This window comes from Lysinibacillus telephonicus (genome assembly GCF_039654155.1).
GTDB classification, from domain to species: Bacteria; Bacillota; Bacilli; order Bacillales_A; family Planococcaceae; genus Ureibacillus; species Ureibacillus telephonicus.
The window spans coordinates 690,956-705,427 of the sequence record NZ_CP155468.1 but is presented as its reverse complement, the minus strand read 5'-3'; the positions used below and the strand labels follow the sequence as shown (position 1 = coordinate 705,427).

The 14,472-nt window shown below is 35.3% G+C and carries 16 protein-coding genes; 6 read left to right on the top strand and 10 right to left on the bottom strand.

The features are described 5' to 3' along the window. Window positions 1–136: 136 nt before the first annotated feature. A complete protein-coding gene (locus tag MKY04_RS03440) occupies window positions 137–1,456 on the bottom strand; it encodes an HD domain-containing protein (protein ID WP_346235311.1) in 1,320 nt (439 codons plus the stop codon). A gap of 421 nt (window positions 1,457–1,877) precedes the next feature. Then, window positions 1,878–2,102 carry a DUF1450 domain-containing protein gene (locus MKY04_RS03435; RefSeq protein ID WP_126293239.1) on the bottom strand — a complete coding sequence of 75 codons (225 nt, stop codon included), beginning with the start codon at window positions 2,100–2,102 and terminating at the stop codon, window positions 1,878–1,880. 375 nt (window positions 2,103–2,477) lie between these two features. On the opposite strand from MKY04_RS03435, the gene MKY04_RS03430 reads away from it, so the two are divergent. Continuing rightward, window positions 2,478–3,134 (top strand): RsfA family transcriptional regulator, encoded by a 657-nt coding sequence (locus MKY04_RS03430; RefSeq protein ID WP_126293237.1) that lies wholly within the window; start codon window positions 2,478–2,480, stop codon window positions 3,132–3,134. An 18-nt stretch (window positions 3,135–3,152) separates the two neighbouring features. Here MKY04_RS03430 and MKY04_RS03425 read toward each other — a convergent pair whose 3' ends face one another. Then, complete coding sequence (locus MKY04_RS03425) at window positions 3,153–3,986, bottom strand: biotin/lipoate A/B protein ligase family protein (RefSeq protein WP_346235310.1); 834 nt, start codon at window positions 3,984–3,986, stop codon at window positions 3,153–3,155. A gap of 497 nt (window positions 3,987–4,483) precedes the next feature. Between MKY04_RS03425 and hemQ the strand changes: the two genes are divergently transcribed. Beyond that, the gene (gene hemQ / locus MKY04_RS03420; RefSeq protein ID WP_126293233.1) at window positions 4,484–5,239 is read left to right on the top strand and encodes a hydrogen peroxide-dependent heme synthase; all 756 of its coding nucleotides are present in this window, start codon (window positions 4,484–4,486) and stop codon (window positions 5,237–5,239) included. A gap of 95 nt (window positions 5,240–5,334) precedes the next feature. Here hemQ and MKY04_RS03415 read toward each other — a convergent pair whose 3' ends face one another. Next, window positions 5,335–5,517: a hypothetical protein gene (locus MKY04_RS03415; protein ID WP_126293231.1), complete on the bottom strand. Its 183-nt coding sequence runs from the start codon at window positions 5,515–5,517 to the stop codon at window positions 5,335–5,337. A gap of 887 nt (window positions 5,518–6,404) precedes the next feature. On the opposite strand from MKY04_RS03415, the gene MKY04_RS03410 reads away from it, so the two are divergent. Continuing rightward, on the top strand, window positions 6,405–6,806 hold the full coding sequence (locus MKY04_RS03410; RefSeq protein WP_246020178.1) for a spore coat protein GerQ: 402 nt from the start codon (window positions 6,405–6,407) through the stop codon (window positions 6,804–6,806). A 77-nt stretch (window positions 6,807–6,883) separates the two neighbouring features. Here MKY04_RS03410 and MKY04_RS03405 read toward each other — a convergent pair whose 3' ends face one another. The 6 genes from MKY04_RS03405 to MKY04_RS03380 form a co-directional block, all read right to left on the bottom strand. Continuing rightward, window positions 6,884–8,563 (bottom strand): methyl-accepting chemotaxis protein, encoded by a 1,680-nt coding sequence (locus tag MKY04_RS03405; protein WP_126293229.1) that lies wholly within the window; start codon window positions 8,561–8,563, stop codon window positions 6,884–6,886. A 38-nt stretch (window positions 8,564–8,601) separates the two neighbouring features. Beyond that, window positions 8,602–9,780, bottom strand: coding sequence for a M20 family metallopeptidase (locus MKY04_RS03400; RefSeq protein WP_126293228.1), 1,179 nt, complete (start codon window positions 9,778–9,780; stop codon window positions 8,602–8,604). A gap of 249 nt (window positions 9,781–10,029) precedes the next feature. Further along, the gene (locus MKY04_RS03395) at window positions 10,030–10,410 is read right to left on the bottom strand and encodes a DUF423 domain-containing protein (RefSeq protein ID WP_126293227.1); all 381 of its coding nucleotides are present in this window, start codon (window positions 10,408–10,410) and stop codon (window positions 10,030–10,032) included. Between the two features lie 257 nt (window positions 10,411–10,667). Further along, complete coding sequence (locus tag MKY04_RS03390; protein ID WP_126293225.1) at window positions 10,668–10,955, bottom strand: YwdI family protein; 288 nt, start codon at window positions 10,953–10,955, stop codon at window positions 10,668–10,670. Further along, window positions 10,952–11,134 carry a uracil-DNA glycosylase gene (locus tag MKY04_RS03385; RefSeq protein ID WP_126293279.1) on the bottom strand — a complete coding sequence of 61 codons (183 nt, stop codon included), beginning with the start codon at window positions 11,132–11,134 and terminating at the stop codon, window positions 10,952–10,954. Before MKY04_RS03385 ends, MKY04_RS03390 begins: the two co-directional genes overlap by 4 nt. 82 nt (window positions 11,135–11,216) lie before the next feature. Beyond that, window positions 11,217–11,897: a uracil-DNA glycosylase gene (locus MKY04_RS03380; RefSeq protein ID WP_126293223.1), complete on the bottom strand. Its 681-nt coding sequence runs from the start codon at window positions 11,895–11,897 to the stop codon at window positions 11,217–11,219. 209 nt (window positions 11,898–12,106) lie between these two features. Here MKY04_RS03380 and thiD point away from each other — a divergent pair, with 209 nt between their 5' ends. The 3 genes from thiD to bshB2 all read left to right on the top strand — a co-directional run bounded on the left by thiD (window position 12,107) and on the right by bshB2 (window position 14,199). Continuing rightward, entirely contained in the window at window positions 12,107–12,940 is an 834-nt protein-coding gene (gene thiD, locus MKY04_RS03375; RefSeq protein ID WP_126293222.1) for a bifunctional hydroxymethylpyrimidine kinase/phosphomethylpyrimidine kinase, read from the top strand. Between the two features lie 216 nt (window positions 12,941–13,156). After that, window positions 13,157–13,507, top strand: a complete 351-nt coding sequence (locus MKY04_RS03370; protein ID WP_346235309.1) for a YojF family protein — start codon at window positions 13,157–13,159, stop codon at window positions 13,505–13,507. 14 nt (window positions 13,508–13,521) lie between these two features. Beyond that, entirely contained in the window at window positions 13,522–14,199 is a 678-nt protein-coding gene (bshB2, locus tag MKY04_RS03365; RefSeq protein WP_346235308.1) for a bacillithiol biosynthesis deacetylase BshB2, read from the top strand. The last annotated feature ends 273 nt before the right edge of the window (window positions 14,200–14,472 follow it).

Genomic DNA, 14,472 nt, shown 5'->3' with positions numbered 1-14,472 from the left:
CAAGGGCAAACCGAGACCTTGAGGGGCTGGGCGTTAAAGCTGGACATTATTCAAAATTCTATAATATCTTATTCGTTACTAAAAACATCCTTCAAGCAAATCACTTTGATCTGACCTAAGGATGTTTTTCTTCGTTTTAACCAATCAATTTATGCAGCTCATTTCGAAGATTTGCATCAATTGACTCATCGTGCAAAATTTCTTTCGGAAAATAGACTTTATGATCACTTTTAATACGACCAGCAATTGCGTCTACAATTAATGATTCTTGAGACAGCTCGCGAATTTCTCCATTTGGCATGAGCAAGAAGATGGGTAGACGTGTACTCTCTTTGCCTGTTCGATAAAAATCATATGGTAAATCGGTTGTACAATCATGATATAAATAATATTCAGGATCAATACCCATTTGAGCAAAAAGATCTTTTAAACGGTTGAAACGTTCCGGCTCCTCTTCTGGATTCAAATTACTGTATTGAAATAGTTTCCGATTTACAAAACGGCTACATAAATCACTTAATATTGGATCCTTCTCTTTCATCCAAAATTGAAAATATGTTAATAAAATATATTCATCTAAAGCGAGGTAATCTTCTATTGTTATACTATTTTCAAAAAACGCCTTAAAATGAGTAGGTTCAAGTGCAAATTGATAATCTTCTTCATTAAGTTGTTTTGCTCTTTTTAATATATTATTTAACAACACTTCTGCACTGCGAGAAACCGGGTGGAAATACACTTGCAAATACATTTGATAGCGTGACATTATGTAATCCTCTACAGCATGCATCCCACTTGATTTAATAATTACTTTTCCTTCTCGGGGTCTCATCACGCGCAATATTCGTTCCATATCAAAATGACCATAGCTTACTCCAGTATAGTAAGCATCACGTTGTAAGTAATCCATTCGATCTGCATCAATTTGACTTGATATTAGGCTAACTACAAGTTCATTCGGGTATTTTTTTTCAATTACTTGTGCAACCATATCAGGAAAATCTTCGGAAACTTTCCTCAATACACCATTCACTTCGGTATTTCCAAGTAAAATTTGTCTTGTAAAATACTCATGGTCTGTATGGAAGACAGTTTCAAAAGCATGTGAGAATGGACCATGTCCTAAATCGTGCAGTAAAGCAGCACATAGTATTAGTAAACGCTCCTGTTCATCCCACTCTGAACGACCACGAAAAACATCATCTGTAATGCGCCGAACAATTTCATATACTCCTAGAGAATGATTAAATCTACTGTGCTCGGCACCATGGAACACTAAATATGTTGTCCCCAACTGACGAATTCTACGCAGCCTTTGAAACTCTTTCGTGGCAATTAAATCCCAAATAACCTGATCTCGCACATGAATGTAACGGTGCACAGGATCTTTAAATACTTTTTCTTCTACTAATTTTGCATTTGCATAATGTTCCACTCGACCGCACCTCACTCCCATAATCTTACTTTCTATTATATGTGAGTTTAGGCGAAAATTACATTAAACTCTATTTAAAAGTTATACAAGAAATTTGCAAGTGCCTATTCCTGTCGTTGCACTTTTGGTGCTAAGAGCAGTGCTTACCATTGACCTCCTTATGTCACATCTTTGGAAACAGACAGTAACTTATCTTTACGAAAGCGAAGCGGCTGATAGATGCCTCTCATCATAAGCCTCTAACGCAGTCCAACAAAAGCCCCCATTACCTTATTCGTACTTGCAAAGGCCCGAATCGATAAGCTTTTCCAGCCTTCTACCAAGGACAGTTCACTACCTCCAGGAGCGGCGGAGCTAAACACTGGTCAAAAATTTCATACTTTCTTATTCACTAAAGAAAATAGCTATCTTCCATATTATCTAGAAGATAGCTTAAAATTCATTATCCTTTTAACTTTGTTATTACTTTTTCCATAAGTTCTTCTTCTGTTAATGCGGCAACAGGTCGACCATTTACAAATGTAAAGGTTTTTTTCCGGCCTGGTCCACAGTATGAATGACAGCCAATTTCAATCGTTGCATCAGGATCAAGTTCTTTTAATTTAGGAATTAACGTTTTTAAATTAACGGCTTGACATTCATCGCAAACTCGAAACTCGTTTGCCATTTTGTCAACAACCCTTTCTATTTGTGTATTTTTAAATTGTTTTTACAATCTATTTTTATTCAAGGATTTTTTAACCTACCAGCTATTGTAGCCTAAAAAAACAAACCTCTTCAAGTAAAAACAATATAGTTCAGTCAAAGGTCTGAAAACATAACTTTCGATAGAGATTGTTTATCTCTAGCTTACTCTTTTCTTATTAAAAGCATCATTTTCATCGTTATCCTAAACATCTTCTCGTGTCTAACTCTCCTAATTTTTATTAGTTCAAAAGATACTATTAAAAATTTTTTTTATTAATATGTTTAAAATTGGAACATGTTGGACATCATAAGTTTTGAAATAACAAAACTACTACATTAACAGGAGGTTAAAAAAATGGTCAAAATTAGACAAGATGCTTGGCTAAAAGAAAACGATGAACTATTAGCAGAAGCAGTTTTAAGACATGTAAAGGAAGGAAGCACACAGTTAAATGCCTTTGAGGAAGCTGGTGATGCACTTAATAGAACAGCAGCTGCTTGTGGTTTTCGCTGGAATGCAGTGGTTCGCCGTTTATATGAAAAAGAACTAGCTGAAGCAAAAAAAGAAAGAAAAGAAAGAATGCGAGTATTAGGTATGAATGGAAGACGCCGTGCTCAAGGTATTTATTTACTTCCAAGTTCTAACAATGGTGAAGAAACAAAATCTATCCCATTATCGGCTCTTAATCTAGATATTGTCATTGCATATTTACTGCGCCTGCAAAATCAAGGGGGCAACGATAATGAAGCTGCTAAATGGCGTCATATTGCAAATACTGCAACTGAAAAAATAAAAGAATTAGAAAATCAACTAAAACGTCTTGAACAAGAGAATAAAGAGATTCGTGAAGATTACGAGCAATTTGTTCAAATTATGAATCGAGCTCGTAGACTAGTAACATTAGAAGATGATGAACAGCGTGTAGCTCCAGTATTCAAAATGGAGAAAAACGGAAATCTTGTAGCGAACTATACCCATAGCGAAAAAGAAAATGTGGATGTGCCAAATTAAGCACATCCGTTTTTTCTATTACTTCGAAGATAACATTTTTTTATTTCTTTCTAAAACCCGATTTAAATAAAAAGTATAAAGTTCTAATTCTTTGTCACTTAATGACTGAAAAATAATATTTTCACCTAACAATTGAAGCATTTTTTGTAACCGAAAGACTGTTTCTTGCACAGTAATTTTTGCATTTAATAGCTCACTAATACCAGCCATAACATTAGGCTGAATTTGTGGATAAACAAATTTTGTTTCAACATCTTTTAAACTCACACTATAAAAATCACGTATTAGTTCTGCTCGTTCACTGCCACTGCCTTCAATACATAAATAAATTTGTACAGCGATGCCTTGACGCAAACGTCGTTGAGAAATGCCGGCAAACTTTTTCCCTCCGATGCTTAAATCATACGAACCAGGGCAATACGAACCAACAATTTCATAAGCTTCAATTTTATCAGCGATTTCAGGGAATAATAGCTTTATAAAGTCAACCATGACATCATACCCTGTATTAATATCAATCGACTTAGACTGCTCTGAAAGAATGACAGAAATATTTAATACACCGCTATCCAACACAACTGCTAATCCGCCAGAATTTCGAACAATCGCATTATATCCACGTGCTTTTAATAAGTCTATTCCTTCTTGTACAAAAGGCAGTCGGTGGTCTTGTATTCCTAAAACAACTGTATGATCATGGACCCACGTTCTTACAGTCGCACTTGACTGCAATTGTCCAACTAACTGACATAGTGTATCATCCATAGCGAAAGATTCAAGTGGTGTACGGTTTTTCATAATAATAGATTGGTCTATAAAACGCCATGTATTTTGCTGCAATAAAGGATGCATAGTTTTTACTCCTTAATACAATGTTCTCTAAATAATCATACACGAAAACTATTTTAATTGAACTCCCATCACCTAATTTCTACAAAGTTCTTTGAAATAGTGGGTTCCTTTCAACTTTAAAGTAGGTTAGCTGGATTTAATTAACTAAACCAATAATTGTAAACAACCTTTACCTGGTGATTGAAGTTGTAAAATACACTATTTCCTGTTTGTAACTATTCGAGAGTTTCGGAATTTGTAAACTTTGAAGACAAACACGAAGTTCAACTTACATTGTGGCGATAACTGTATTGTTTAATGACCACTTCATTCATTTCCTATTTTTTATGTATTATGCCTTTTTACCCCTTCTATGAAAGTCTCTATTGGGATAAAATTTGAACACACTATTGACGAATTCGTGAAATCATTAAAATTGCACCTTTCTAGCAAGGAATTATTTTGTTTTTGTGCTAAGATAATTGTGAATGATTATCAATTAAGGGAGTGTTTATATAATGAACGAAGCAGCAATTACATTAGATGGCTGGTATTGTCTACATGACTTCCGTGCAATCGACTGGGCATCTTGGAAATTAGTTTCCCCAGAGGAACGCACAAAAGCTGTAGATGAATTCGTACAATACTTGGAAAAACTGAACGAAGCACATGTTGCAAAAACAGGTTCACATGCATTTTATTCAATTATTGGGCAAAAAGCTGATTTTATGCTAATGATTCTTCGTGAAACACCTGAAGAGCTTCAAGAATTAGAAGCAGAATTTAATAAATTAGCGATTGCAGATTTTACAGTTCCAACTTATTCTTATGTTTCTGTAGTTGAACTTTCAAACTATTTAGCTAAAGATTCCGACGAAGATCCATATCAAAATCCTCATATCCGTGCTCGTTTATATCCTGAACTACCTCGCACGAAATATGTTTGCTTCTATCCAATGGACAAACGACGTGAGGGCAACGACAACTGGTATATGCTAGATATGGAACAACGACGTGAATTAATGCGCTCCCACGGTTTAATCGGACGCAGCTATGCTGGTAAAGTAAAACAATACATTACAGGGTCTGTAGGATTAGATGACCATGAATGGGGCGTTACATTATTCTCAGATGACATGCTGCAGTTCAAAAAAATCGTTTACGAAATGCGTTTTGATGAAGTTTCAGCTCGCTACGGCGAATTCGGTGAGTTTTTAGTAGGAAACTTATTGGATAACGATAAATTAGTTCAATTTTTAAATGTAAATAAATAAGTAATTGCAAAGTTCTCTTTTAGCTGCGCGTCGGCATTGGGAGACAAGGGTTAGGCTAAACATAGAAAAACGAGACAGGTATCCTATTAGGATTCCTAAATCTCGTTTTTTTCTTTTTCATCCTTTGTTTTTAATATAAGGATTACTGTATTAATGAAAAAACCTATAAATATGATTAAGATGAATAAATACCAATGCAACGGCTGTTCGTAAAAATCTGCGACGATAAAAGATATTATCGCACTGATGACAATAGCTATCCAAATACCTATTTGCATAGTATCAACCCCTAATTAGATTTTCTTTAAAACCGATTCCCCTTTTTTAATATTGTTTTTTTCCCGTTCAATGAGTTGATTAAATAATGCGTGATTTCACCCTTTATTCATTGTATTTATTCCACGATTTTTTTATACAAATTTTATGAACGAAATAAAATTCCGCTACATAGATTATTTGCATAGGCGTTTTTTTTCAATTATTTATTCTTAAATGGTCGGAAAAGCATACATTGTTATGAGGAGGTTTGAATATCGCTGTTTTGCAAACAAATGATGCTCAAGTCGCTTTCTACACTCGATTAATATATGCAGAAGCTGAAGGTAATAGGGTCTAGTCATGTTGGTGTTAACCGTGTTCTTAGAGATTACCTTGATTTTACTAATCTTCTTTCATAGTCCCGGGGGGTTTGGTTTGAACAAAAAAGCTACTTCTAGTATCTGCTCTACGTGAGCGGCTCCATCCAGATGAGAGACTCTTTAGCTTTTCATGCCTTTCGAAGAATCTTTAAATCAATGGAATACAGGACGTTTTTTTCTTCTCATCTATTGCAACTTACGCATAATTTAATTTATCTCTTTTTAAAATACTTATATAGGTTCTCTTTTGATAATTTCGAGAAAATGACTTCACTTTCCTGACTGGCTGCAAGCTCAACCTTTTCCGAGTAGTCTTGCAAAGCAGTTTTCCCTAAATAATTTTAGGTCATGTTCTCGAAATGCTATCCTTTCTAAGAACATAAAGATTTGGATTGAATTCATTTGAAGATTTAGTGTTCATTTTTAATTAAGAAGTATTCTAGCTTAAATATGTCACAATTTAGTTTAGTCGGTGTCACTTTTAATTTATATACATTTTGTATAATTTTATTGAAGGGGTGTTACGTTTGACTTATTACTACTGGAGCCCAACAGGCCAACAACAATACCCAACTGGGCAGTATCCAACTGGACAATTTCAGCAGCAAGTTCCACCAACAACAAGCGGAGGAACTATGCAAACTGGTGGTGTAAGAAATGGCACTGCCGCATTACGTGGTGAAGAATCGTATATCGAAAATATTTTACGACTAAATCGTGGAAAACCAGGAACTTTCCATTTTACTGTACCAGAAGCAAGAGGCGGCAATAATACAGTTTCAGTGCGTGGAGTAGTTGAAGCAGCTGGCCGCGACCATGCGATTATTCGTGAATTACAATCAAACCACCGCTTTTTATTCCCAATGATCTATTTCGATTATGCTGAGTTCGACGAAGAGCTTGCATACTTCAACCAAGCTCCAAGATAATTATCAAAATAAAATCCACTTCATAAACCTTTTTAAAGGTTCATTGAAGTGGATTTTCTATTTGTACTTTTTTTGGATTAAATTTTAAACTTTTGGATTTCGTTTTGTAAGCTTTGTGCCTTATCGCTTAACTCAACTGCAACAACATTTATTTGTTCCATTGTCGCTGCTTGTTCTTCTATTGCAAGTGCAATTTGTTCCACATCATTTGCAGATTCTGATGAACCTCTTGAAATTTCGTTTACTGATGCAGATACCTCTTCTGCACTTGCAGAAATTTGCTCAGATGTAGCAGAAATTTCTTGGATTTGAATAGTCATATTTTCAACTGCTTGAACAATATTTGAGAATGAATCTCCTGCAACCTCAATTATCTGCACTCCATCTTGAACAGATGATAATGATTCTGAAACAGCTTTTTCTACATTTTCTGTATCTAGTTTTATTTCCGATGTTAAAGCAAAAATTTGGCTAGCAGATTCCTTAGATTCTTCAGCTAGCTTTCTAACTTCATCTGCAACTACAGCAAATCCTTTGCCGTGTTCTCCTGCTCGTGCTGCTTCAATCGCTGCATTAAGAGCAAGTAAATTTGTTTGTTCTGTAATTTCAGTAATAACCTTTGAAATTCTTTCAATCTCTTCTGTCTGTTTACTTAATTTTTGAACGAGTATATTAACCGATTCTGTTGATTGATTAATCATATTCATTTGTTCATTAGCTTGACGTATAATTTCTTTACCTTTAGTAGCAGTCTCACTAGCATCCATTGAGCTGTTATGTAGTTCTTGGGTAGATTCCGCTATACGTTGTACTCCTGCAGCCGTTTCTTCCATAGATCGTGCACTTTCATAGGCCGCCTGGGAGCTGCTTTTTACCGTTTCTGTTGTAGCATTTACCCGTTTTGTTACATCTTCTGTTGTTGCAGTTACTTCCTCTGTACTTGCTGAAAGTTCTTCTGCTGCAGCGCTTAAATGCTCTGTATTTTGTTGTACGCTATAAATGAGTGTTTTAAGATTATTTTTCATCGAATTAAAGGCATTTGAAAGTTGCCCAATCTCATCTTTTGATGTAACTTTAATATCTTCTTCAGTTAAATCTCCAGTTGAAACAATTTTTACAGAATCCACAACTTTTCTTAATGGTGTTTTTATTGTTTTTCGAATGTAGATAACTAAGAAAACACTAATGATAATGCTGATAATTAATACACCGATGGAAATTGCTTTAGAAGTTGCTATTGCTGAATCAGCTTTTGCATTAATTTCATTGATTTTTGTGTTTTGGAAGTCCAACACTTTTGATACTACCTCTGTTAGGCGTCTATCATCTTCTTTTAAATTATTGATAATAATTGCTACTTGATTAGTATCTCCTTCATCAGCAGCAGCTTGTGCTAAATTAAGGTTATTTTTATATCTTTCTTCATATTCAATTATTTCATCAAGATACCCCTTCATTGTATCACTTGAAACTAGTGCGCTTAATTTATTTATATTTTCATCTAATAAGCCTTGATAATGCGCCAAATCCTCTCTAGCCTGTGTAGAACCGGATACAATGTCACGAACAGATAAACCTTGCATTGCTATAGCATACCGAATTTCATCAGCTATTAGAATTTGAGTCACTCTATAATCTAATGCTTCTTCCATTTTTTCTTCAATATTATTTACATTAAAAATGCTTACACCGACAGAAATACATATTAAAATAATTAGCGAATAAATTGTTGCATTTAATTTGGCTCCTATACTCATAAAATCCCCCACTATAAACTTTTAATTTAAATATCGTTTTATTTATTATTTTTTAAATATGTTAAAGCAGCCAGACCTAGAGTTTTTGCAGCTATTAACATCGCTTTTTCATCAAAGTTAAATTTTGGATGATGATGTGGGTAGACGATATCCCACTCTGGGTTTTTCGCACCTGTGATGAAAAATGTCCCTGGTACCTTTTCTAAATAATACGCAAAATCCTCGCCAACCATTAATGGAGAACATTCTGCTACATTTTTCACTTCTGGAACCTGGCAAGCTATATCTGCGAGAAATTGAGTTTCTTTTTTATGGTTTACTACAGGTGGATAGCCTCTAGTAAATTTAAATTCATATGTTGCATGTGCACCATCGCAAATAGATTTAAGAAGCAATTCGATTTCATTTTCAATAAACGAACGAACCCCTTCTTCAAATGTTCGAACTGTCCCTTTTATCACCACTTTTTCTGCAATCACATTAAACGGATTAATCGCTTCAAAATGACCCACTGAAACTACAGCTGACTTCAATGGATCTACTCTACGCGAAACTACAGTTTGAAGCTGTGTAATAAATTGTGATCCTGTGACAATTGCATCTACGGAATTATGGGGTTCCGCACCGTGGCCCCCTTTCCCGTGAATTGTTATTTCAAACATATCGGCTGCAGCCATGATGGCTCCATTTCGAACTGATACGTCTCCTAGTGGGGTTGGTGCCCATAAATGTGTACCAAAAATTACGTCTACTCCGTCTAAGCAACCATCCTCTATCATCGGCTTTGCTCCTCCTGGAGTAATTTCCTCTGCAAATTGATGAATAAAAACAATATTTCCATGGAAATCTTCTTTCATTTCGTAAAGAGTTTTTGCTAGAACTAGAGCGATTGCAGTATGTCCATCATGTCCACACGCATGCATAACGCCATCCACTTTTGATTTAAAAGGTATATCATTTAATTCTTGAATTGCCAATGCATCAAAGTCTGCACGAATTGCAACTGTTTTACCTGGTTTTGCTCCACGCAATGTTGCAACAACGCCTCGGCCGCCGACGCCTTCTCTAACTTCAAGTCCTAAGTCACGATGATAGTTTGCTATATAGGCAGGTGTATGTACTTCTTGAAACGAAAGCTCTGGATTTTCATGCAAGTAACGACGAATCGAAACCATTTCTTCATAGTATTTATGTAATGCTGAAAATAAATTATCCATAGTAAATTACCCCTTTCACATATAAAATATCCATTTTATTAAATTATAGGTTCTACTTACCAGTAATATCATCTACTTTACCATGAATTTAGGTTATAAAATATATAATTCCTAAGTTATTCAAAAAACTGATATAAAAAAAGAATTATAGGATGTAAAACATATTAGACCGCAATCAAAGTAAAGTTTTCTACTTTTCCAATGTGCTGATAAGATGCTTTCACCCTATAATTCTTATTGGGTTCATATTTAGTTTTTATGCTTCAGTGCTGAAAGGATTAAAAGTATCCAGCCTATTAAGAAGAAAACGCCTCCGATAGGTGTGATGGCACCTAAAATACCAATGCCTGATATCGCTAGTACAAGCAAGCTTCCTGTAAAAAATATAATACCTAAATTCATGCAAATCGCTGCCCATTTAAGCTGTTTCGACGCACCCAACAATTTTGAGCTCATTAAGATGCCGATTACTAGCAACGCGGTAGCATGAAACATTTGATATTGTATAGCAGTATCCCATATTCCTGTTCCATAATCATCCAATACTTCCTTAAGCGCATGTGCTCCAAAAGCACCTAGTGCAACTGCCAAAAAGCCGTGAATTGCACCTGAAATAATTGAACCTTTCATTTTCTATACCTCTTTCTTTAAAATACGTCTTTCATTAATAGAAAGACAGTTTATTTTTAATAATGCGCATTTGTCCTTTAGCGGCTAGCTTTACAGTTAAAAACGCCGTATCAGCATAGGAACGGCTAATTTGCGTTAACAGTGACAGCTGCTTGCTCCTAAAAAATTTATAACTCTATTTATGCACATTAAGAACCATGATTGTTAGCTTACACTAAACAATTTTTAAATTTAATATATTTGAACAGATCATTGATTTAAAAATCAAAAATAGAATCTCCATTTGCATCGTTTTCTTGAAGTTTTGCCCCTCTCATGGAGGAAGCTGTATTTATCATAGTTTGAGATGAATTTATTTCGTTTGATAAACTAGTAATCGTTTTTTGTCCTTGCAATGTTTGATGAGCACTTCCATTTGTTAATGCTACGTTGCAAAGTGAACGAATAGCACTTAATTGTTCTCGCAATTGGTGTTCATCATTGACATTTTTCGCATTTGCTACAAGTTGTTCTATTTCACTTAATAATGCTTGATAAGAAATCATCCTCGACGCACCTCCTGAGTTTGCTTCGGTGAAAACTGCATACAATCAATTCCAGAGGATTTTTTTACAACAATTGAAGGAAGCTGTTTCGATTTGAATTGATATGCAGCACAGCCTCTTGGGTTATTCTGATCCCAAGTTACACGGAAATATTGACACTTAAAACAATTAACACCCATACAAAGCTCCCCCACTTTCAATACCAATGTACCATGTTTCATAAACAAAGATAAAAGTTTTGCTTTAAGATGGGTCCTACTTTTATTCACTTAAATTCCAATCTATTGGCTCTTGCCCCCACTCAACTAATTTAGCATTAATTTTAGAGAATGGCTTGCTTCCAAAGAATCCACGATGGGCACTTAATGGACTTGGATGTGGAGCTTGCAATATAAAATGCTGTGGACCCTTTTGTTCAATTATCGCCCGTTTCATTTGAGCTGGTCTTCCCCATAACACAAAGATTATCGGTTCTTGTCGTTCAGCCAGCTTTTCAATTACTTTATCGGTAAATTGTTCCCAACCAGCACCTTTATGAGAATTTGCCTCACCTTGTCGAACAGTAAGTACGGTGTTTAGCAAAAACACACCTTGATTAGCCCATTTCATTAAGTACCCGTCTTTCGGAATTGGACAACCTAAATCATGATGCAGCTCTTGAAAAATATTTCGTAAACTAGGTGGATGCGGCACTCCTTTTTTTACTGAAAAGCACATACCATGAGCTTGTCCTGGTCCATGGTATGGATCCTGTCCTAATATCACAACCTTCACAGACTTATATGGTACCGTATAAAACGCGCTCATAACTTCTTCTTGCGGTGGATAAACTGTTGATATGCTATATTGCTCAGCTACAAATTTTCTTAGTTGTATGTAATATGGTTTTTCAAATTCTTCAGCAAGTATTTCTTGCCACTCATTTTCAAATACTCTTTTCATTTTTAGCACCTCTCTATTTAAACGTACTTTAACAAGTTAACAGTTTCAATAGAAGAATTAATAGATTTTTTTACAACATTATATAGCAGTCAACTTATTGTCAAAAACTGACCTTATACTTTTTATTCATTCTGACTATTTTTACAAAGTCAGAACTACTTTATACTTTTAATATTAACTTAAACTATTTAAAAAGGGGTTTGAAATATATGTCACTGAAAAAAACATTAACAATTGCTGGCTCTGATGCTTCTGGCGGCGCTGGTTTGGAAGCAGATTTAAAAGCATTTGAAGAACATAACACATATGGAATGGCCGCTGTAACAGTAATTGCAACAATGGATCCTGATAACAACTGGAATCATGGTGTTTATACATTACCAATCGATGTTTTAAAAGCACAGCTTAAAACAGCTTTTTCAACTGGAATTGATGCATTGAAAACAGGAATGCTCTCTACAGAGGAAGTAATCCAAACTGCTGGTGAAGCAATTGCCGAATCTGGTGTTAAAAATGTCGTTATTGACCCTGTAATGGTATGTAAAGGTGAAGATGAAGTGTTAAATCCTGGTACAGTTGACGCCATGATTCAATACCTTATCCCTAACGCTCTTGTGACAACACCCAACCTTTTCGAAGCTGGTCAATTAGCTGGTACAGGTACTCCTAAAACAATTGATGAATTAAAAACAGCTGCTGAGAAAATCCATGCTCTTGGTGCGAAAAATGTCGTAATTAAAGGTGGACGTGCCCTACAAACTGACAAAGCAGTGGATCTATTCTACGATGGCGAAAAATTTTACTTGCTTGAAACTGACAAAGTAGAAACTACATACAATCACGGTGCTGGTTGTACGTTTGCAGCAAGCGTAACATCAAACTTAGCGAACGGCTTATCTGTTAAAGAGGCTGTTTTAGAAGCAAAAGAATTTGTTGCAGCTGGAATCAAACATGGCTGGAAACTAAATGAATTTGTTGGACCAGTTTACCATGGTGCAAAACCTCGCTTAGGTGCACCAGAAGTTACAATAAAAGAAATTTAATTATCATTTGGAGGGGCTGTCTAGGAAATAAAATTTTCTGTTCAGCCCCTCCGCTATTTTAATTTAAAAGCATAATTCTTAGGTATATCTCCTTCTGTTCTCGAAGGTCCGCCAAGGTAAAATAAATTTTAAACGGTTCTTTGACTGCTTTTTCTTTTCATAAAGTGGATTTTTTTACTATACTTATTAGTAAATAGATGTGAAAGGAGAATTAAGATGAAGGAAGTACAAATTGACGAGCTCCAAGAATTGCTTAATTCTTTTGCGAACAAAGACGTCTATATTCATCTAGAAACAACTAATGGCGCTTATGCTACACATTTTAATGAAAAAGTGTTCAATGCAGGAGCTTTCATTCGCAATGCGAAAATCAAATACGAATTAGCAAAAGTTATTAACGATACTCCACACCGTGTCGGATTGAAAATGGAACATGGTTGGGTTTACGCACAAGGGATAACTCACTATGAACTGGATGACAAAGGCCGTTTATTAATGGCTGGATTAGACTTTACAGGAAAACTTGCTGTTGCACTAGAAATTAGTGAAACACCATTTTCTTATTAAGGAGTGGATTAAGAATGACATTACAACCACAACGTCAAATTTTAGTTGTCTTTCCTCATCCAGACGATGAAGCATTTTCATCAGCGGGTACGATTAGACTTTATCGTAATATGGGTGTCCCTGTTACATACGCCTGCTTAACACTAGGTGAAATGGGTCGCAATCTCGGTAATCCCCCATTCGCTACACGAGAATCTTTGCCGGAAATTCGCCGCAAAGAATTACAAGCCGCGTGTGAGTTTATGGGTATTGAAGATTTACGAATGATGGGACTGCGCGATAAAACAGTTGAATTTGAAGATGATGAAAAAATGGTCAAACTGGTAAAAGACTTAATTGATGAGTTAAATCCATCATTAATAATTACCTTCCTGCCGGGATATGCTGTCCACCCAGATCATGAAGCAACTGCACGCTCAGTAGTTGAAGCTGTACGACGCATGCCAAAAACGATTCGCCCTACAGTTTACGCTGTCGGCTTTGCAAACAATACATTAGCAGACAAAGGTGCTCCCCCTGTTGAAATTGATGTAAGCAGCGTAAAACAAGATAAATTAAAAGCCCTCCAAGCACACGCTTCCCAAACTGCTTGGATGATTGAAGAAAACACAAAACGTGTTGATGAAGGTCAGCCAATGAGTGATAGTTGGCTGCATTATGAAAGATTTTACATTGTAGATTTTGAAGATTAACCATTATACTTCATAACATTGGTATTTTTTCTAATTATTGAAGTCTTCTCAGTTAATATGAGGAGGCTTCTTTTTTATTAATTTTGGGCATAAATATACATATATAATCAGCAATGTTTTTGTAAATTAAGACGTTTTCCAATCCTTCAAATACCATTTTATTCATTTTCCATACAAATGAAAGTTTCTGAATACTTTTTCTTTATCAAAACATATTTACATTTGCATATACTCCCTTTATATTGTATAAATATTCAACGAATAATTTTAGAA

What these genes read in the sequence shown, in the direction of transcription:
- MKY04_RS03425 (WP_346235310.1), bottom strand. Translation starts at nt 3,986, where the DNA reads ATGCATCCTTTATTGCAGCAAAATACATGGCGTTTTATAGACCAATCT.
- MKY04_RS03415 (WP_126293231.1), bottom strand. Translation starts at nt 5,517, where the DNA reads ATGCAAATAGGTATTTGGATAGCTATTGTCATCAGTGCGATAATATCT.
- MKY04_RS03440 (WP_346235311.1), bottom strand. Translation starts at nt 1,456, where the DNA reads ATGGGAGTGAGGTGCGGTCGAGTGGAACATTATGCAAATGCAAAATTA.
- thiD (WP_126293222.1), top strand. Translation starts at nt 12,107, where the DNA reads ATGTCACTGAAAAAAACATTAACAATTGCTGGCTCTGATGCTTCTGGC.
- MKY04_RS03405 (WP_126293229.1), bottom strand. Translation starts at nt 8,563, where the DNA reads ATGAGTATAGGAGCCAAATTAAATGCAACAATTTATTCGCTAATTATT.
- MKY04_RS03380 (WP_126293223.1), bottom strand. Translation starts at nt 11,897, where the DNA reads ATGAAAAGAGTATTTGAAAATGAGTGGCAAGAAATACTTGCTGAAGAA.
- hemQ (WP_126293233.1), top strand. Translation starts at nt 4,484, where the DNA reads ATGAACGAAGCAGCAATTACATTAGATGGCTGGTATTGTCTACATGAC.
- MKY04_RS03390 (WP_126293225.1), bottom strand. Translation starts at nt 10,955, where the DNA reads ATGATTTCTTATCAAGCATTATTAAGTGAAATAGAACAACTTGTAGCA.
- MKY04_RS03385 (WP_126293279.1), bottom strand. Translation starts at nt 11,134, where the DNA reads ATGGGTGTTAATTGTTTTAAGTGTCAATATTTCCGTGTAACTTGGGAT.
- MKY04_RS03430 (WP_126293237.1), top strand. Translation starts at nt 2,478, where the DNA reads ATGGTCAAAATTAGACAAGATGCTTGGCTAAAAGAAAACGATGAACTA.
- MKY04_RS03370 (WP_346235309.1), top strand. Translation starts at nt 13,157, where the DNA reads ATGAAGGAAGTACAAATTGACGAGCTCCAAGAATTGCTTAATTCTTTT.
- bshB2 (WP_346235308.1), top strand. Translation starts at nt 13,522, where the DNA reads ATGACATTACAACCACAACGTCAAATTTTAGTTGTCTTTCCTCATCCA.
- MKY04_RS03395 (WP_126293227.1), bottom strand. Translation starts at nt 10,410, where the DNA reads ATGAAAGGTTCAATTATTTCAGGTGCAATTCACGGCTTTTTGGCAGTT.
- MKY04_RS03400 (WP_126293228.1), bottom strand. Translation starts at nt 9,780, where the DNA reads ATGGATAATTTATTTTCAGCATTACATAAATACTATGAAGAAATGGTT.
- MKY04_RS03435 (WP_126293239.1), bottom strand. Translation starts at nt 2,102, where the DNA reads ATGGCAAACGAGTTTCGAGTTTGCGATGAATGTCAAGCCGTTAATTTA.